Source organism: Bacillus sp. SN32 (assembly GCF_002837495.1).
Classification (GTDB): domain Bacteria; phylum Bacillota; class Bacilli; order Bacillales; family Bacillaceae; genus Bacillus; species Bacillus subtilis.
In genome coordinates this window covers 426314-443474 of record NZ_PJCT01000003.1, presented here as the reverse complement: position 1 = coordinate 443474, position 17161 = coordinate 426314, and the positions used below count along the sequence as shown (strand labels likewise).

General features: G+C 45.7%; 19 protein-coding genes. 14 read left to right on the top strand and 5 right to left on the bottom strand.

What is annotated here, in order from left to right; genetic code table 11:
* The first annotated feature begins 222 nt into the window (after positions 1-222).
* The 10 genes from CW370_RS15780 (at position 223) to mntD (ending at position 11863) form a co-directional block, all read left to right on the top strand.
* Positions 223-1638 carry an isochorismate synthase gene (locus CW370_RS15780; RefSeq protein WP_015251378.1) on the top strand — a complete coding sequence of 472 codons (1416 nt, stop codon included), beginning with the start codon at positions 223-225 and terminating at the stop codon, positions 1636-1638.
* Entirely contained in the window at positions 1635-3377 is a 1743-nt protein-coding gene (gene menD, locus CW370_RS15775) for a 2-succinyl-5-enolpyruvyl-6-hydroxy-3-cyclohexene-1-carboxylic-acid synthase (RefSeq protein WP_024572710.1), read from the top strand. The genes CW370_RS15780 and menD overlap by 4 nt, the downstream gene beginning before the upstream one ends.
* Positions 3365-4189 (top strand): 2-succinyl-6-hydroxy-2,4-cyclohexadiene-1-carboxylate synthase, encoded by an 825-nt coding sequence (menH, locus tag CW370_RS15770; protein ID WP_029727103.1) that lies wholly within the window; start codon positions 3365-3367, stop codon positions 4187-4189. Before menD ends, menH begins: the two co-directional genes overlap by 13 nt.
* 34 nt (positions 4190-4223) lie before the next feature.
* Positions 4224-5039, top strand: coding sequence for a 1,4-dihydroxy-2-naphthoyl-CoA synthase (menB, locus tag CW370_RS15765; RefSeq protein WP_003229054.1), 816 nt, complete (start codon positions 4224-4226; stop codon positions 5037-5039).
* A gap of 90 nt (positions 5040-5129) precedes the next feature.
* Positions 5130-6590, top strand: coding sequence for an o-succinylbenzoate--CoA ligase (locus tag CW370_RS15760; RefSeq protein ID WP_101169799.1), 1461 nt, complete (start codon positions 5130-5132; stop codon positions 6588-6590).
* Positions 6587-7702 (top strand): o-succinylbenzoate synthase, encoded by a 1116-nt coding sequence (gene menC, locus CW370_RS15755; protein ID WP_101169798.1) that lies wholly within the window; start codon positions 6587-6589, stop codon positions 7700-7702. Before CW370_RS15760 ends, menC begins: the two co-directional genes overlap by 4 nt.
* A gap of 279 nt (positions 7703-7981) precedes the next feature.
* Positions 7982-8902 carry a manganese ABC transporter substrate-binding protein/adhesin MntA gene (gene mntA, locus CW370_RS15750; protein ID WP_101169797.1) on the top strand — a complete coding sequence of 307 codons (921 nt, stop codon included), beginning with the start codon at positions 7982-7984 and terminating at the stop codon, positions 8900-8902.
* A gap of 18 nt (positions 8903-8920) precedes the next feature.
* A complete protein-coding gene (gene mntB / locus CW370_RS15745) occupies positions 8921-9673 on the top strand; it encodes a manganese ABC transporter ATP-binding protein MntB (protein ID WP_070547671.1) in 753 nt (250 codons plus the stop codon).
* 5 nt (positions 9674-9678) lie between these two features.
* A complete protein-coding gene (mntC, locus tag CW370_RS15740; RefSeq protein WP_101169796.1) occupies positions 9679-10986 on the top strand; it encodes a manganese ABC transporter permease MntC in 1308 nt (435 codons plus the stop codon).
* Positions 10976-11863, top strand: a complete 888-nt coding sequence (mntD, locus tag CW370_RS15735) for a manganese ABC transporter permease MntD (RefSeq protein WP_101169795.1) — start codon at positions 10976-10978, stop codon at positions 11861-11863. Before mntC ends, mntD begins: the two co-directional genes overlap by 11 nt.
* Before the next feature lie 18 nt (positions 11864-11881).
* On the opposite strand, the gene CW370_RS15730 is transcribed toward mntD, so the two are convergent.
* From CW370_RS15730 to CW370_RS15720, 3 genes are read right to left on the bottom strand one after another with little or no spacing between them, the layout of a single operon-like run.
* A complete protein-coding gene (locus tag CW370_RS15730; protein ID WP_003229069.1) occupies positions 11882-12040 on the bottom strand; it encodes a DUF1540 domain-containing protein in 159 nt (52 codons plus the stop codon).
* A 53-nt stretch (positions 12041-12093) separates the two neighbouring features.
* A complete protein-coding gene (locus tag CW370_RS15725; RefSeq protein ID WP_015714571.1) occupies positions 12094-13134 on the bottom strand; it encodes a cytochrome d ubiquinol oxidase subunit II in 1041 nt (346 codons plus the stop codon).
* Positions 13135-13177: 43 nt separating this feature from the next.
* A complete protein-coding gene (locus CW370_RS15720; RefSeq protein WP_003229073.1) occupies positions 13178-14509 on the bottom strand; it encodes a cytochrome ubiquinol oxidase subunit I in 1332 nt (443 codons plus the stop codon).
* Positions 14510-14714: 205 nt separating this feature from the next.
* On the opposite strand from CW370_RS15720, the gene CW370_RS15715 reads away from it, so the two are divergent.
* Positions 14715-14963 carry a type B 50S ribosomal protein L31 gene (locus CW370_RS15715; protein ID WP_003219346.1) on the top strand — a complete coding sequence of 83 codons (249 nt, stop codon included), beginning with the start codon at positions 14715-14717 and terminating at the stop codon, positions 14961-14963.
* A gap of 93 nt (positions 14964-15056) precedes the next feature.
* Positions 15057-15620 carry a beta-class carbonic anhydrase gene (locus tag CW370_RS15710; RefSeq protein WP_003229074.1) on the top strand — a complete coding sequence of 188 codons (564 nt, stop codon included), beginning with the start codon at positions 15057-15059 and terminating at the stop codon, positions 15618-15620.
* Here the strand turns inward: CW370_RS15710 and yidD are convergent.
* On the bottom strand, positions 15617-15844 hold the full coding sequence (gene yidD, locus CW370_RS15705) for a membrane protein insertion efficiency factor YidD (RefSeq protein ID WP_003229076.1): 228 nt from the start codon (positions 15842-15844) through the stop codon (positions 15617-15619). The two genes, CW370_RS15710 and yidD, sit on opposite strands and share 4 nt — an antisense overlap.
* A 128-nt stretch (positions 15845-15972) precedes the next feature.
* Between yidD and CW370_RS15700 the strand changes: the two genes are divergently transcribed.
* Both CW370_RS15700 and CW370_RS15695 read left to right on the top strand, forming a co-directional pair.
* A complete protein-coding gene (locus CW370_RS15700; RefSeq protein ID WP_003219361.1) occupies positions 15973-16446 on the top strand; it encodes an S-ribosylhomocysteine lyase in 474 nt (157 codons plus the stop codon).
* A gap of 119 nt (positions 16447-16565) precedes the next feature.
* Positions 16566-17003: a FixH family protein gene (locus tag CW370_RS15695; protein ID WP_024573053.1), complete on the top strand. Its 438-nt coding sequence runs from the start codon at positions 16566-16568 to the stop codon at positions 17001-17003.
* Here the strand turns inward: CW370_RS15695 and ytzI are convergent.
* Positions 16997-17137, bottom strand: a complete 141-nt coding sequence (gene ytzI / locus CW370_RS15690) for a YtzI protein (protein WP_003229081.1) — start codon at positions 17135-17137, stop codon at positions 16997-16999. The two genes, CW370_RS15695 and ytzI, sit on opposite strands and share 7 nt — an antisense overlap.
* Positions 17138-17161: the final 24 nt, after the last annotated feature.

Here is a 17161-nt window from a genome sequence, read left to right as displayed (position 1 = left end):
ATGGCGGGTGGAGGAATATAGGAGGTTTTCCTTTTATGGTAAGCGGATACAACCTTTGCTATCAGTGGAGAAAGAAATTTAAGCTTTGTTTCTTTTTCATTTCTGAAATTAGGTTTATAATAGGTAAGGCAGGCCATTTGGACTGCATGATCTGTGTTTGACACAAAGGAGACACAGGTGTATGGTATTAAAAGCATTTTAAGGATTATGGAGGAATGTCTCATGGTGACAACGGTGCAGCGTACGTTCCGAAAGGAAGTTCTACATGCATTACATAAAGCCAAAGAAGTCAACCATGCTGTCTTAATAAGCTATTCGAGACAAATCGAGTCTCTTGACCCTCTATCATTTTTCAATTACGGAGCAAAAAAATATACAGGCAATCGATTTTTTTGGTCAGATCCTGAAAGTGAATTGACAATAGTCGGTCTTGGCAAAGAAGCGGTTTTCCAGACAAATCAAAAAAACAGCGAGCGGTATCGTGAGGTTTTTGAACAATGGGAGCGCTTTAAAAAGACGGCTTTTCATATTTATGAAGAAGAAAAGCTGCAGCATTCTGCAGTGGGACCTGTGTTATTCGGAGGATTTTCTTTTGACCCTTGCGAAGAAAGAGGTTCACAATGGGACCATTTCTCGGAAGGGGATTTCTTTGTGCCTGCGCTTATGCTGACGATGACTGCTGAAGGCCCGTTCTTAACAGTTAACAGATGGGTAAGCGGAGGAGAAGACGCAGAAGCTGTTTTAGAAGGTTTAAAAGCTTTTGCGGCGGAATTTATGGTTCCCGATTTCAAGCAAGAAGATCAGGCTGTGATTGCAGCAGCCGAAGAGCTGGATAAGGATGATTGGCTGAAAGCAATCGAAACGGCCACAAGCCAAATTAAAGAGAAACAATATGATAAGGTTGTTCTTGCCCGAGAGCTGCTGCTCACGTTTGACGGTCCAATCCAAATTGAACCGGTGCTTAAAACGCTTCTGGACGATCAGCAGACAAGCTATGTTTTTGCAATTGAACAAGAAGGCAAAACTTTTGTCGGCGCGTCTCCGGAAAGACTGATCAAAAGAGACGGCGGCACTGTCATGTCTTCCTGTCTGGCAGGCTCCATTAAACGAGGCGTGAATGAAGAAGACGACCGCCGGATAGGCCTTGAATTATTAAACGATGAGAAAAACCTGCTTGAGCATGATATTGTGGTAGGTATGATTCATAATGCTTTTGTATCAAGCTGTTCAGAGGTTGAAAAGCCTGATGGACCTGTTTTGTACAAAACAAAAAGCGTTCAGCACCTGTTTACGCCGATTGTCGGACAGCTGCGCGAGTCTGCTTCAATTTTTGACTTAATTGAGAAGTTGCATCCCACTCCGGCGCTTGGGGGAGCACCTCAGGAAAAAGCTGTTGACGTGATCAGGGAGATTGAACCGATGTCTCGCGGCTGGTATGCGGCCCCTATCGGCTGGATTGACAGCCAGGATAACGGGGAATTCGCGGTAGCCATTCGTTCAGGGCTCATCGAAGGAAGCACAGCAAGGCTGTTTGCCGGGTGCGGTATTGTGGAAGACTCGGAACCAATCTCGGAATATGAAGAAACACAGATTAAATTGAAGCCGATGATCTCTGCATTAGGAGGTGAGAGGCGTTGACAGTCAACCCGATTACTCATTACATCGGAAGTTTTATTGATGAATTCGCCCTTTCCGGAATTACGGACGCCGTCGTTTGTCCGGGCTCAAGATCTACACCGCTGGCTGTTCTTTGTGCTGCGCATCCCGATATCAGCGTCCATGTCCAAATTGATGAAAGATCTGCCGGATTTTTTGCCTTAGGTTTGGCAAAAGCGAAGCAGCGTCCCGTACTATTGATCTGTACATCTGGAACAGCCGCGGCCAACTTTTATCCGGCTGTGGTTGAAGCCCATTATTCAAGGGTGCCTATTATTGTGTTAACTGCTGATCGGCCTCATGAGCTGCGCGAAGTAGGCGCACCGCAGGCTATTAATCAGCACTTCTTATTCGGTAACTTTGTTAAGTTTTTCACAGACTCTGCTCTTCCTGAAGAGTCTCCGCAAATGCTGAGATACATCCGAACGCTGGCAAGCCGCGCTGCCGGAGAAGCACAAAAGCGCCCGATGGGGCCTGTCCATGTGAATGTGCCGCTGCGCGAACCGCTGATGCCGGATCTTTCAGATGAGCCGTTTGGAAGAATGAGAACAGGCCGTCATGTGTCTGTGAAAACGGGTACGCAGTCTGTTGACCGAGAGTCCCTGTCTGATGTGGCTGAGATGCTCGCAGAGGCTGAAAAAGGAATGATCGTCTGCGGAGAGCTCCATAGTGATGTGGATAAGGAAAACATTATTACGCTGTCAAAAGCGCTTCAGTATCCAATTTTAGCGGATCCGCTGTCTAATCTGCGGAATGGTGTTCATGATAAAAGCACTGTTATTGATGCGTATGATTCGTTTTTAAAAGATGATGAGCTGAAGCGGAAACTTCGTCCTGATGTTGTCATTCGGTTTGGACCGATGCCTGTTTCAAAACCGGTTTTCTTATGGCTTAAGGATGATCCGGCGATTCAGCAAATAGTGATTGACGAGGATGGAGGGTGGAGAGACCCGACACAGGCAAGCGCGCATATGATTCATTGTAATGCGTCTGTTTTTGCTGAGGAGATCATGGGAGGCCTTACTGCTGCTGCCAGATCCTCAGAGTGGCTGGAAAAGTGGCAGTTTGTCAATGGGCGGTTCCGCGAGCATCTGCAAACAATCAGCAGTGAAGATGTTTCGTTTGAAGGCAATCTCTATCGAATCCTTCAGCATCTTGTGCCTGAAAACAGCTCGCTGTTTGTGGGAAACAGCATGCCGATCAGGGATGTTGATACGTTTTTCGAAAAGCAGGACCGCCCTTTCCGGATTTATTCAAACCGGGGAGCAAACGGGATAGACGGTGTCGTCTCCTCTGCCATGGGGGTATGTGAAGGAACAAAAGCGCCTGTTACCCTTGTGATTGGAGATTTATCTTTTTATCACGATTTAAACGGCCTGCTGGCGGCCAAAAAGCTGGGTATTCCTCTTACTGTGATTCTTGTCAATAATGACGGAGGAGGGATTTTCTCCTTTTTGCCGCAGGCTTCTGAGAAGACACACTTTGAAGATTTGTTCGGCACACCGACAGGGCTCGATTTCAAGCATGCGGCTGCACTTTACGGCGGAACGTATTCATGCCCGGCTTCTTGGGATGAATTCAAAACAGCTTACGCGCCGCAGGCAGACAAGCCCGGACTCCATTTGATTGAAATCAAAACGGATCGCCAATCAAGAGTCCAGCTTCATCGCGATATGCTGAATGAGGCTGTGCGGGAAGTGAAAAAACAATGGGAACTGTAAACATAACGGTATCAGATGGTGTCCGATATGCAGTGGCAGACGGGGGACCGAATGCTTCCGAAGCCGTCGTCTGTCTGCACGGGTTTACCGGCAGCAAACAATCATGGACTTTTCTTGATGAAATGCTGCCTGATTCCCGTTTGATCAAAATTGATTGTTTAGGGCATGGGGAAACCGATGCACCGCTGAATGGGAAAAGATACAGCACAAGCCGGCAAGTTTCTGACCTTGCCGAGATTTTTGATCAATTAAAACTTCACAAAGTGAAATTGATTGGGTATTCTATGGGAGGAAGGCTTGCTTACTCTTTCGCGATGACATATCCCGAGCGGGTATCGGCACTTGTGCTTGAAAGCACGACGCCGGGGCTCAAAACACTTGGGGAACGGCGGGAACGAATCATGCGGGACCGGAAGCTTGCTGATTTTATTTTACGAGACGGGCTCAAAGCGTTTGTTGCGTATTGGGAGAATATCCCTTTGTTTTCATCTCAGCAGAGGCTGGCTGAAGATATTCGGCACAGGATACGATCGGGCCGTCTGCGGAACAATAAGATTGGGCTTGCGAACAGTTTAACCGGCATGGGCACCGGTTCACAGCCTTCCTTGTGGAGCCGTGTAGAGGAAATAGATGTTCCTGTGCTTCTTATCTGCGGGGAGTGGGACGAAAAATTTTGCGCCATCAATCAAGAGGTGCATAAGATGCTTCCTTCTAGTAGAATAGAGATTGTTCCAAAAGCAGGACATACGGTCCATGTGGAACAGCCGCGATTGTTTGGTAAAATAGTGAGTGAGTTTTTGACAAGCATCTGACTCATTCACATAGAGAATAAAAGGAGGTCATCATATGGCTGAATGGAAAACAAAACGGACATACGATGAGATATTGTATGAAACGTATAATGGCATTGCAAAAATAACAATCAACCGACCTGAGGTACATAATGCGTTTACCCCTAAAACGGTTGCTGAAATGATTGATGCGTTTGCTGACGCAAGAGACGACCAAAACGTTGGGGTTATCGTGCTTGCCGGTGCAGGGGACAAGGCATTTTGTTCTGGCGGAGACCAAAAAGTTCGCGGCCACGGTGGATATGTAGGAGACGACCAGATCCCGCGTCTTAACGTATTGGATCTTCAGCGTTTAATCCGCGTCATCCCGAAACCGGTTGTTGCGATGGTGTCCGGATATGCGATCGGCGGAGGCCATGTGCTTCACATCGTATGTGACTTGACAATTGCTGCGGACAACGCAATTTTTGGACAAACAGGCCCTAAAGTGGGAAGCTTCGATGCAGGTTACGGTTCTGGCTACCTGGCTCGAATTGTAGGACATAAAAAAGCACGTGAAATCTGGTACCTATGCCGTCAGTACAACGCACAGGAAGCACTGGACATGGGTCTTGTCAACACAGTCGTTCCTTTGGAACAGCTTGAAGAAGAAACGATTAAATGGTGTGAAGAAATGCTTGAAAAAAGCCCGACCGCACTGCGCTTTCTTAAAGCTGCGTTTAACGCGGACACAGACGGACTTGCTGGAATTCAGCAGTTTGCAGGGGATGCTACCCTTCTTTACTACACAACAGATGAAGCAAAAGAAGGCCGTGATTCCTTTAAGGAAAAACGCAAACCTGATTTCGGACAGTTCCCTCGTTTCCCGTGATCAGCAATACTTAGTAAACCAACAGCTTGAGACTTTGCGGTCCAAGCTGTTTTCTTTTCAATACAGACATTTTACCTCGGAGATGATGACATGCTGACAGAACAGCCTAACTGGCTCATGCAGCGGGCACAGCTGACACCTGAGAGAATCGCTCTCATCTATAGAGATCAAACCGTGACATTTGCAGAATTATTTGCCGCGTCTAAGCGAATGGCGGCACAGCTTGCCGCTCATTCGGTTCGGAAAGGGGATACTGCGGCTATTTTGCTCCAAAACCGTGCAGAAATGGTATACGCCGTTCACGCTTGTTTTTTGCTTGGTGTTAAGGCGGTGCTTTTGAATACGAAGCTGTCAACACATGAAAGGGTGTTTCAGCTGGAGGATTCCGGATCCGGCTTTTTACTGACAGATTCAAACTTTGACAAGAAAGAGTATGAACACATCGTTCAAACGATTGATGTGGATGAATTGATGAAAGAAGCAGCACAGGAAATTGAGATCCAAGCTTATATGCAAATGGATGCAACGGCAACGCTGATGTATACGTCGGGTACGACAGGAAAGCCCAAGGGAGTTCAGCAAACGTTCGGAAACCACTATTTCAGTGCGGTGTCGTCCGCGCTTAATTTGGGTATAACAGAACAAGACCGCTGGCTTATCGCATTGCCGCTCTTTCATATCAGCGGCTTGTCCGCATTATTCAAATCTGTGATCTATGGAATGACTGTCGTGCTTCACCAGCGTTTTTCCGTAAGTGATGTGCTGGATTCTATCAACAGGCATGAAGTGACAATGATATCTGCGGTGCAGACTATGCTGGCCAGTCTTTTGGAAGAAACAAGCCGCTGCCCTGAATCCATCAGATGCATTCTTCTCGGCGGCGGCCCTGCACCTCTGCCATTGCTTGAGGAATGCCGTGAGAAAGGATTCCCTGTCTTTCAGTCATATGGAATGACAGAAACATGCTCACAAATTGTTACCCTGTCGCCGGAATTCAGTATGGAAAAGCTCGGATCTGCGGGGAAACCGCTGTTTTCATGTGAAATCAAAATAGAGCGGGACGGACAGGCATGTGAACCGTTTGTACACGGTGAAATCATGGTCAAAGGCCCGAATGTTATGAAAAGCTATTTTAACCGAGAGAGCGCAAATGAAGCCTCCTTTCAAAATGGCTGGCTGAAAACAGGTGATCTTGGTTATTTGGACAGCGAAGGCTTTTTATATGTATTAGACAGACGTTCAGATCTGATCATATCCGGCGGAGAAAACATTTATCCGGCCGAAGTGGAGTCAGTGCTGCTTTCACACCCCGCTGTGGCCGAAGCCGGGGTTTCAGGGGCTGAGGACAAAAAATGGGGGAAAGTGCCTCACGCCTATCTTGTCCTTCACAAGCCTGTGAGCGCAGGAGAATTGACTGACTACTGCAAAGAACGCTTGGCGAAGTATAAAATTCCGGCAAAATTCTTTGTGCTTGACCGCCTGCCGCGCAATGCGTCTAATAAGCTCTTGCGAAATCAGCTGAAGGATGCGCGTAAAGGAGAACTGCTATGATCGAAATAGAAAAAATCACGCTTTACCATTTGAGCATGAACTTAAAGAAACCGTTTAAAAACAGTATCGAAACGCTTCAAGAGCGTAAATTTCTGATCGTGGAAGCCATTGATACATCAGGTGTCACAGGCTGGGGAGAAGTTTCCGCTTTCTCTTCGCCTTGGTACACCGAGGAAACCATTGGAACATGTTTGCATATGCTAAAAGATTTTTTTATCCCAAATGTCGTCGGCCGTGAATTCAATCACCCTTCAGAAGTGCCGGACAGCCTGGCGCGGTATAAAGGAAACCGGATGGCAAAAGCGGGACTTGAATCGGCTGTATGGGATATCTATGCCAAAAAGAAGGGCGTATCCCTTGCTGAGGCATTGGGCGGAACAAGAGATAAAGTCCCTGCCGGGGTGGTAGTCGGCCTGGCGCCTCTTGACGATATGCTGAAGGAAATTGAAAGCTATCAAAAAGAAGGTTATCAAAGAATAAAAATTAAAATTCAGCCTGGGCAGGATGTGGAATTGGTCAAGGCCATCCGCAGCCGATTCCCAAACATCCCGCTCATGGCTGATGCCAATTCATCCTATGAGCTGAAGGATATCAGCCGTTTGAAGGAGCTTGATGACTATCATTTAATGATGATTGAGCAGCCGCTCCAAGCTGACGATATCGTTGACCACCGCCACTTGCAGAAACATTTGAAAACGCCCATTTGCCTTGATGAGAGCATTTGTTCAGTTGATGATGCGAGACGGGCGATTGAGCTAGGAAGCTGCAAAATTATTAATATAAAACCTTCTCGTGTCGGCGGCTTAACAGAAGCCTTAAAAATTCATGATTTATGCAAAGAGCATCATATGCAGGTTTGGTGCGGAGGAATGCTGGAAACAGGCATATCAAGAGCGCAGAACGTGGCGCTTGCTTCACTGCCTCAATTCACAATACCTGGCGATATATCTTCATCCTCACGCTATTGGGATGAAGATATTGTAACCCCTGATATTCGTATTGATAATGGATTTATTTCTGTGTCAAAACAGCCTGGTTTAGGGGTTGAGGTAAACCAAGATATTATGCGAAAATATGTGACCAAAATGGATGTTTTCACACAGCATGGTTAAGAAAAAAGCATTTTGCTATTTTGAATAAATGACACTGTGCTGTTACAGTAAAAGTGTTCGTTGAATACATCCCTTCTCGTTTGGACCGGCTGCTGACCCAGCCGGTTTTTTTATGTAAATCAGCTTGACAAAAATGGCCAAACGCGATAATTTTGCACAAAGGAAACTTTTTGTCCTGTGTAAATAAAACATGCTTTTGGCTAATTTAATGTCACATGTCTAAGAACTGACAACATAAGATAAAACAATCGGACATTGATGGCAAAGAGGAGGAGAAATATGAGACGAGGGCTGATGGCAGCAGTACTTTTTGCGACCTTTGCTTTAACGGGATGCGGAACGGATTCAGCCGGAAAAAGCGCTGATCAGCAATTACAAGTGACAGCGACAACATCTCAAATTGCCGATGCAGCAGAAAACATCGGAGGTAAGCATGTAAAAGTCACCTCTTTAATGGGACCGGGGGTTGATCCGCACCTTTACAAAGCTTCCCAAGGTGACACGAAAAAATTAATGTCTGCCGATGTTGTTCTGTACAGCGGGTTGCATTTGGAAGGGAAAATGGAGGATGTCCTCCAAAAAATCGGTGAACAAAAACAATCGGCGGCAGTAGCTGAGGCCATTCCGAAAAATAAGCTTATTCCCGCGGGGGAAGGCAAGACGTTTGATCCCCACGTCTGGTTCAGCATTCCGTTATGGATCTATGCGGTGGATGAAATTGAAGCGCAATTCAGCAAAGCAATGCCTCAGCACGCAGATGCCTTTCGGAAAAATGCCAAAGAGTACAAAGAAGATTTGCAATATTTAGATAAGTGGTCGCGTAAGGAGATCGCACATATTCCGGAGAAAAGCCGTGTGCTTGTGACTGCTCATGATGCGTTTGCGTACTTTGGGAATGAGTATGGATTTAAGGTAAAAGGCCTGCAGGGACTCAGCACAGATTCGGACTATGGATTAAGGGATGTTCAGGATCTGGTTGATCTTCTGACAGACAAACAAATAAAAGCTGTGTTCGTAGAAAGCAGTGTATCTGAAAAATCAATCAATGCAGTGGTGGAAGGCGCTAAAGAAAAAGGCCATACAGTCACAATCGGCGGTCAGCTTTATTCGGATGCCATGGGTGAAAAGGGCACAAAAGAAGGCACATACGAAGGAATGTTCCGCCACAATATCAACACGATTACTAAAGCGCTTAAATAAAGAAAAGAGGTGGAGGATATGTTCCCTGTTGAGCTTGATAATGTGACGGTTGCTTATCATAAAAAGCCTGTACTGCAGGACATTTCGCTGCAGGTGCCGGAAGGAAAACTCATTGGCATTATCGGCCCGAACGGCGCGGGAAAATCAACCTTGATCAAAACGATTCTCGGTCTTGTGCCCCGAGCTTCCGGAGACATCTCTATTTACGGCAAAGACTATAAGGATCAGCGGACCAGAATCGGATATGTTCCGCAGCGCGGCTCGGTTGACTGGGATTTCCCCACAAGCGCGCTCGATGTCGTCCTAATGGGAAGATACGGGAGAATCGGTTTATTAAAGAGGCCAAAGAAAGCGGATGTGGAGATGGCGAAGGCCGCATTAACAAAAGTCGGGATGCTTGATTATGCAAAGAGGCAAATCAGCCAGCTGTCAGGCGGACAGCAGCAGCGGGTGTTTCTTGCCCGGGCACTCTGCCAGAACGCTGACATTTATTTTATGGATGAACCGTTTGCAGGTGTCGATGCAGCGACGGAGCGCGCGATTATGACGCTGTTGGCAGAACTCAAAGAAAAAGGAAAAACCGTGCTTGTCGTCCATCATGATCTGCAGACCGCCGAGGATTATTTCGATTGGATCTTACTGCTTCATTTAAGAAAAATCGCTTTCGGACCGGCGGAAAACGTTTTTACGATCGAAAACCTGCAAAAAACATATGGAGGAAGGCTTACGTTTTTAAAAGATAAAGTGCTGGCAGAAGGACATAAGGAGTGAACGCAATGTTTGAAAGTTTGTGGCTGCAGCTCCAGCATCCGAATACACAGTGGGTGCTGGCCGGTACGCTTTTGCTCGGGACGGCAAGCGGTGTTTTGGACAGCTTTGTGCTGCTGAGAAAGCAAAGTTTAATCGGCGATGCGATGGCCCATTCAGCTCTGCCGGGAGTGTGTCTCGCTTTTCTGTTCACCGGGCAAAAATCACTGCCTTTCTTTTTGCTGGGGGCAGCGCTCGCCGGACTGCTCGGAACGTTTTGTATTCAGCTGATTCCTCGGCTTTCAAAAACAAAGGAGGACTCGGCGATCGGGATTGTTCTTTCTGTGTTTTTTGGCGTCGGGATCATTCTGCTGACATATATTCAGCAACAGGGGGCGGGAAGCCAAAGCGGGCTTGATTCTTTTTTATTCGGCCAGGCTGCTTCATTGGTCAGGCAGGATATCATCCTTATTGCAGGGATATCCGCTGTTCTACTGCTCCTATGTATTGTTTTCTTTAAGGAATTTACATTGATTACTTTTGATCTCGCGTTTGCAAAGGGATTAGGAATCCCGGTGCGTTTTTTAAACGGGCTTTTGGCTTGTCTGATTGTCTGTGCTGTCGTCATTGGGCTTCAGACTGTTGGTGTGATATTAATGGCGGCTATGCTGATTACACCTGCCATAACCGCGAGATATTGGACCGAACGATTAACCGGGATGATCATCATTGCCGGGATTACAGGCGGGGTCAGCGGAGTGGCCGGAACCCTGCTTAGCACCACGATGAAGGGAATGGCGACAGGGCCATTAATGATCTTATCTGCAACGCTGCTCTTTCTTTTTTCAATGATTTGCGCGCCTAAGCGGGGATTGGCTGCTAAAGCCATAAGGCTGATGAGGCTGCGGCGCAGAACAAGCAGGGAGCAAGTGCTTTTGGCGATTTATGAACAGTATGAAAAGAATAATCTTTGTGTAACTGTTGAATGTGTAAGAAAGAAAAGACGCCTATCCCTTTCATTATGCCTTAAGGCATTAAATGACTTGGAACAAGAGAGGTGCATTGAGCGTATCGAGAATGGGATTTGGCAAATCACAAGCAAAGGGATAGAAAAAGGCTATCACACAGCTTTGAAGCAGCGGATGTATGAAGTGTTTCTCATGCATGAAATGGAACTTGCCAATATAGAATCCGATCAGGACTACTTTGACCCGGACCGTTTACCGAGAGAAACGAGAGAGCGGCTTTATTCACTCTTAAAGCTGTATGGACGGATGCCTGAGCGTCGAAAAGCGTCTCATGATGCCGAGAAGGGACAGATCGCAAATGAGTTTTGAAGCATGGATTATAGCTACGGGTGTATTAGTCGGTGTAAGCTGCGGATTGATCGGCACATTTCTTGTGCTGAGAAGCATGGCGATGCTGGCCGACGCAATCAGTCATACAGTGTTGCTTGGCATTGTCGGCGCTTTTCTAGTGACGGGAGATCTCGACGGGATTTCTATGTTTATCGGCGCAGCCGCAACCGGTCTGTTAACGGCTTTCTTAGTTCAGCTTCTTCATAGCAAGGGGGTTCAATCAGATGCTGCCATAGGAGTTGTGTTTACATCCTTATTTGCAATCGGGGTTATATTGCTTTCTGTGTATGGAGCGAATGTCCATCTCGATATTGAGCACTCGTTAATGGGAGAAATCGCTTTTGTGCCGTGGAATACGATGACGGTATTCGGGGTTGATATTGGGCCGAAAGCGTTTTGGATGCTGGCATCTGTTCTGGTTTTAAACGTAGTGTTGATCAGTGTGTGCTATAAGGAGTTTAAAATCGCTTCGTTTGATCCTCAAATGGCCTTAGCCTTGGGAATACCGGTTTTGCTCATTCATTACGTGCAAATGGGCATGCTGTCCCTGACGACTGTTGCTTCCTTTGATTCGGTGGGTGCTGTATTGGTTGTGGCCATGCTGATTGTTCCGCCTGCTGCGGCACATTTGCTGACAGACCGGCTTCTTTATATGCTGATTCTCAGCGCGTTGATTGGTGGGCTGTCGGCGGTCATGGGCTATTTCTTCGCAACGTGGCTTAATGTTTCGATTTCAGGAGCGATGGCGGCCATGACAGGTGTATGTTATGCAAGCGCCTTTTTGTTTTCACCTGCAAACGGGGTCATAACTAAAAAGCTGAGAACACTCAACATGCAAAAAGAAAGAGCTGGCTGATGCAGCTCTTTCTTTTAATTACAAATCATGCGGCTTAAACGTTTTGCAGTCTGTTTCCCGGCTGTTTTCAGCCGTTTCACCAGTATGGCTGACAACATAAATGGCATCAGCGGTGCATTTGTTACCTTTGCCCCAATAAGAACAGTTGTTGACCTCACATAGAATTTTCTGCTCCATGCCATCCCCTCCTTATAAAGGTTCTGGATTAGTATAGCCGGCTGGCTTGCCCTCTATTCCTCCTGGCGGATATAGCGTTTATCTCGCATAAACATTTTCCAGAAGAAAAAGAAGCCCGGAAATAGAATGATAAATGCAACGATATACGTTGCAAACAGCGCTCTGAACGTTGCTGGCTCTGTGAAGCCTGACATGACTGTCACATCGGGATAAATCATATACGGAAGATGCGCCCGCCCGTACGCGTAGCTTGCGAGAAAATACTGTATCCCAATCGCAACAAGTGCGAGACGCGGTTTTCCGATGTTTTGACCAAAGCTTTTGTTAGGCAGAAAAAGAGCGATTCCAGCAATGACAAATGTAATGAACGATGCAATAATCCAAGAAAAATCATTCATCATTCCGCTGTACAGCCAGTTTGCTTCATTCCGCATAGTTACCATAATGCATACAGCAAACAACAGTGAAATCGGGCCGGTAATCAGGGCGCTTTTTCTGTAGGCTCGGTACGCATCCTGTTCCTCTGCCACATTTGAAACATCTGCAAGCAGCAGCGAGGACAAAAATAAGGTGCTTAAAATCGCAAACCCGATAAATGAATAGGCGTTGGGGCTTGAAAAGATTTTAGACATATTTAAGTTATAGATTCCATCCGTTTTTTCTATAAACCCTCCGTGTGTCACAGGAAGCACCAAAATTAAAATAGCAGGAATGATAAAGCCGGAGATGCCGGAAATATATCTTAGCGTTTTCCGCTCCTTTGCTGTATTTGAAAACACGAGAAATCCGCTTCGAATCGCTAAAAGCAGTAAAATCATGCTTCCGGGAATTAATAAAACGGTGCCGAGCACAAATGTCGCGCCGGGGAAAAAACTGAAAAGTGCCACGACGATGGCCACAATAAAGACGTTTGTGACCTCCCAAGTCGGGGACAAAAAGCGATTCGCAATATCGGTGGCCTTCATATGCTCCTTGTTTAAATAGATCATAGACCAAAATCCCGCTCCAAAATCCATTGTCGCCATGACGGCGTAAATAAACACAAAGCCCCAGATAATTGAGATGGCGATCAGAGCGTCAGTTGAAATCTCCATTTGTACGATCTTCCTTCCATTTGGTTTCCTGTTTGCGGAGCCATTACGACTCCGCTGTATTTAAATCTTCGTCAACCGGGTGCTTGCGGAAATAATACAGCAGCACGTAGACGACAGCTGCGCCTAACACGGCATAAACAAATGTGAAAAATAAGAACAGCACCCCGATCGAGCCAGTCGTTGTTACGACATCTGACGTTTTCAGCAGATGATAGATGACCCAAGGCTGCCTCCCCGTACATGCGAAAATCCAGCCGAATTCAATGCCGATGAGACTAAAAGGGCCTGCTGTCATGAAAATGACCAAAAGCCACGTTGGGAAACGGTCTTTCTTGAGCACCTTTCTCCAGACCACACCGATAATGGAATAAAGAATAAGCAGCATGCCTACACCGACCATCGCATTAAATAGCGTGTGAATGAAAAGCGGCGGCCATTCATCTCTCGGAAATGCATTTAATCCTTTTACAACAGTGTCAAAACGGTTCGCTGCCAAAAAGCTTAAAGCCCATGGAATCTCGATTGCCCATTTTACTTTTTCTTCATTCGGGTCGGTAAAACCGCCGATAGCGAGCGGGGCGTGGGATCTTGTTTCAAACAGGCCTTCCGCTCCGGCTAATTTTTCGGGCTGGTATTCGTACAGCATCTGTGCAGATTCGTGTCCGTTCAAAGCGGTCAGCAATGAAAAAATACCGCCGATCGTCAGTGCGAGCAAAAGGGCTTTCCGGTGAAAGCGATAGACCTTTTCCTTTTTCCTCGTCCGGATCATTTTATACGCCGCAACAGAAGCCACGATAAACGCACCGGTCATAAACGCGGACAGCACGACATGGCCGGCAGTGATAAAAAAGCTAGGATTAAAAAACGCAGCCCACGGGTCAACATCTGTAATTTTTCCGTTTAAAATTTTAAAACCGGCGGGCGTTCCTTCAAAAGCATGAACATTCGTAATCAGAACAGCGGATGCTGCTGCCCCGACTAACACAAAGAAAACAGCAACAATCCTCATTGCAGGTGACAAACGGTCTGCAGCGTATACATAAATCGACATGAATAGGGCTTCAACAAAAAAAGCATAGATTTCAATTTGAAATGGCAGGGACATCACCCGGCCAATGACTTCCATAAATCCCGGCCATAAAAGCGCGAGCTGAGTGCCCGCGATCGTTCCGGTCGGTATGGCGACCCCCAGCAAAACGGCTTGTGCTTTCGTCCATCTTTTCGCCATGATCGCATAATGGTCATCTTTCGTTTTTTGATAGATCAATTCCGCCACTAAAATCATCAGCGGGAGACCGACTCCAAGCGTTGCGAAAATGATATGAAAGCCCATTGTCGTGCCAAAGAGGCTTCTGGCCAAAACTAAATCATCCACAATCGTAAACCACCTTTCTAAAAAGACGTTCTGTATGTATTTTGGGTTTATTATTTGCTTCCTCGGTTAGATTATTCTTCCTATTCTTAAATGCCATGAGGTTTACGATGCGAAAACAGAGGGAAGGATATAAGAAGATTGACAAAACGTTTGTAAGGTTATAAAATAAAACGTAATTATTACGATTTATTGAAAGGAGATTCACATGAAAGAAGGAATTCATCCGAAGAACCACAAAGTGATATTTCAGGATGTCAACAGCGGCTACCGTTTTCTCAGCACCTCTACGAAAACATCTAATGAAACAGCAGAGTGGGAAGACGGAAACACATATCCTGTCATTAAAGTAGAGGTAAGTTCTGACACGCATCCGTTTTATACAGGCCGCCAGAAATTCAATGAAAAAGGCGGACGAGTTGAGCAGTTCAAAAAACGCTATAACATGGGGAAATAAGGCAGACCAGAGGGTTTGTCTTTTTTTATTATGACGAATAAACAAGGGTTGTGATATATTGAAGAGTAAAAAGAATAGAAAGGGACAACGAACATGAGTCTTCTAAATGATATTCTTGAATTTAACAAGACATTTACTGAACAAAGAGAGTATGAAAAGTATCAAACATCAAAATTTCCAGATAAAAAAATGGCGATTCTTTCTTGCATGGACACTCGTCTGGTTGAACTGCTGCCGCATGCGATGAATTTGCGAAATGGTGATGTGAAAATCATTAAAAGTGCCGGTGCGCTTGTGACACACCCATTCGGAAGCATCATGAGAAGTATACTCGTCGCAGTGTACGAGCTGAATGCAGATGAGGTGTGTGTGATCGGGCATCACGATTGCGGCATGAGCAAAATCAGCAGCAAAAGCATGCTTGAAAAAATCAAAGCAAGAGGGATTCCGGAAGAACGCATCGAAACAATAAAGTACTCCGGTGTAGACTTTGATCAATGGTTTAAAAGCTTTGATTCAGTGGAAGCGAGTGTGAAAGACAGCGTAGACGTTATTAAACATCACCCGCTGTTCCCGGAAAACGTTCCGGTCCATGGCTTAGTCATTGATCCTAAAACCGGAAAACTGGATCTTATCGTAAACGGCTATAACAATTAATGTTTTTGTTTTTTTTCAGGAACGGGATCGACTCCTCCCGGATGGAACGGGTGGCATTTCAAAATCCGTTTGATTGTCAGCCATCCGCCTTTTAAAGCGCCGTGCGTTTTAATCGCTTCGATTCCATATTGGGAACAGGTCGGATAAAAGCGGCATGTTGGCGGCGTCAGGGGTGAGATGAATTTTTGATATCCTCTGATCAAAGCGATGAATAGGGTTTTCATATTTCTTCAGCAACCTTTCTGATGCAAGTATAAGAAAAAAAACACAGATTGAAAAGTTAATCAATAATTCTTATCGGAAAAGTATGTTATAATGAAATTACATTTTAAAAAAAGAGGAGAGTGCCATTATGCCTTCAGTAGAAAGTTTTGAGCTTGATCATAATGCGGTTGTTGCTCCATATGTAAGACATTGCGGCGTGCATAAAGTGGGAACAGACGGCGTTGTAAATAAATTTGACATTCGTTTTTGCCAGCCAAATAAACAGGCGATGAAGCCTGACACCATTCACACACTCGAGCATTTGCTCGCGTTTACGATTCGTTCTCACGCTGAGAAATACGATCATTTTGATATCATTGATATTTCTCCAATGGGCTGCCAGACAGGCTATTATCTAGTTGTGAGCGGAGAGCCGACATCAGCGGAAATCGTTGATCTGCTTGAAGACACAATGAAGGAAGCGGTAGAGATTACAGAAATACCAGCTGCGAATGAAAAGCAGTGCGGCCAAGCGAAGCTTCATGATCTGGAAGGTGCTAAACGTTTAATGCGTTTCTGGCTTTCACAGGATAAAGAAGAATTGCTAAAAGTATTTGGCTAAAATAGAAAGGACCTTTTTGCGCTTAAGCAAAAAGGTCTTTTTTGTGACGTCTCATATTTTGTGTACCATTTGCTGTAAGCGTTTGCTACTATTTAAGTAAACGATGAAAGGGTGATGGCATGAAAAAGATGTTGGTTGTTCTGCTTTTTTCTGCTTTTTTGCTTAATGGATGCGGATCTGGTGAAAGCAAAGCAAATACAGCTGAGACGCCCGAGGTTTTGGATGTCAAGCTGACCGGGCCTGAAAAAGTAAATCCCGGAGAAAGCGCTGCTTATGAAGCAGCCGTATCATATGGTGATGAAGCTGTGACGGATGCCGATGAAGTAGAGTTTGAAGTATGGAAAGAAGGGGAAAAAGACGCCAGCCAAATGTTTAAGGCGAAACAAGAAAAAGGCGTATACCGATTGGAAACGACGTTTAAGGAAGATGGTGTATACACTGTCCAATCCCATGTCACAGCAAAAAAACAGCATAGCATGCCGACCTTAAAAGTCCAAGTCGGAGACGCCGATGCTGCCAGCAATCAGTCAGAAGTGGAGCATTCACATCATCATTGATTGTGTGAATCAGAGTGATTTTCTTGTGGTGGATCAATGGTATGCTTTACATTATAGGCTTTTACAGTCGTCCAAATGGTTACAAGCAAAACAGCCAGCACAATCAAAATACTTATCGTAATGAGAAGCGTCATGACATTCCACCTCCCGTTTTTTAA

Bases quoted from the DNA above. Each gene is read 5' to 3' on its own strand.
- CW370_RS15730 (WP_003229069.1), bottom strand. From the start codon at position 12,040: ATGGAGCAGAAAATTCTATGTGAGGTCAACAACTGTTCTTATTGGGGC.
- ytzI (WP_003229081.1), bottom strand. From the start codon at position 17,137: ATGACGCTTCTCATTACGATAAGTATTTTGATTGTGCTGGCTGTTTTG.
- mntC (WP_101169796.1), top strand. From the start codon at position 9,679: ATGTTTGAAAGTTTGTGGCTGCAGCTCCAGCATCCGAATACACAGTGG.
- CW370_RS15780 (WP_015251378.1), top strand. From the start codon at position 223: ATGGTGACAACGGTGCAGCGTACGTTCCGAAAGGAAGTTCTACATGCA.
- CW370_RS15725 (WP_015714571.1), bottom strand. From the start codon at position 13,134: ATGGAGATTTCAACTGACGCTCTGATCGCCATCTCAATTATCTGGGGC.
- CW370_RS15695 (WP_024573053.1), top strand. From the start codon at position 16,566: ATGAAAAAGATGTTGGTTGTTCTGCTTTTTTCTGCTTTTTTGCTTAAT.
- yidD (WP_003229076.1), bottom strand. From the start codon at position 15,844: ATGAAAACCCTATTCATCGCTTTGATCAGAGGATATCAAAAATTCATC.
- menB (WP_003229054.1), top strand. From the start codon at position 4,224: ATGGCTGAATGGAAAACAAAACGGACATACGATGAGATATTGTATGAA.
- mntB (WP_070547671.1), top strand. From the start codon at position 8,921: ATGTTCCCTGTTGAGCTTGATAATGTGACGGTTGCTTATCATAAAAAG.
- mntA (WP_101169797.1), top strand. From the start codon at position 7,982: ATGAGACGAGGGCTGATGGCAGCAGTACTTTTTGCGACCTTTGCTTTA.
- CW370_RS15700 (WP_003219361.1), top strand. From the start codon at position 15,973: ATGCCTTCAGTAGAAAGTTTTGAGCTTGATCATAATGCGGTTGTTGCT.
- CW370_RS15715 (WP_003219346.1), top strand. From the start codon at position 14,715: ATGAAAGAAGGAATTCATCCGAAGAACCACAAAGTGATATTTCAGGAT.
- menC (WP_101169798.1), top strand. From the start codon at position 6,587: ATGATCGAAATAGAAAAAATCACGCTTTACCATTTGAGCATGAACTTA.
- CW370_RS15760 (WP_101169799.1), top strand. From the start codon at position 5,130: ATGCTGACAGAACAGCCTAACTGGCTCATGCAGCGGGCACAGCTGACA.
- mntD (WP_101169795.1), top strand. From the start codon at position 10,976: ATGAGTTTTGAAGCATGGATTATAGCTACGGGTGTATTAGTCGGTGTA.
- menH (WP_029727103.1), top strand. From the start codon at position 3,365: ATGGGAACTGTAAACATAACGGTATCAGATGGTGTCCGATATGCAGTG.
- CW370_RS15710 (WP_003229074.1), top strand. From the start codon at position 15,057: ATGAGTCTTCTAAATGATATTCTTGAATTTAACAAGACATTTACTGAA.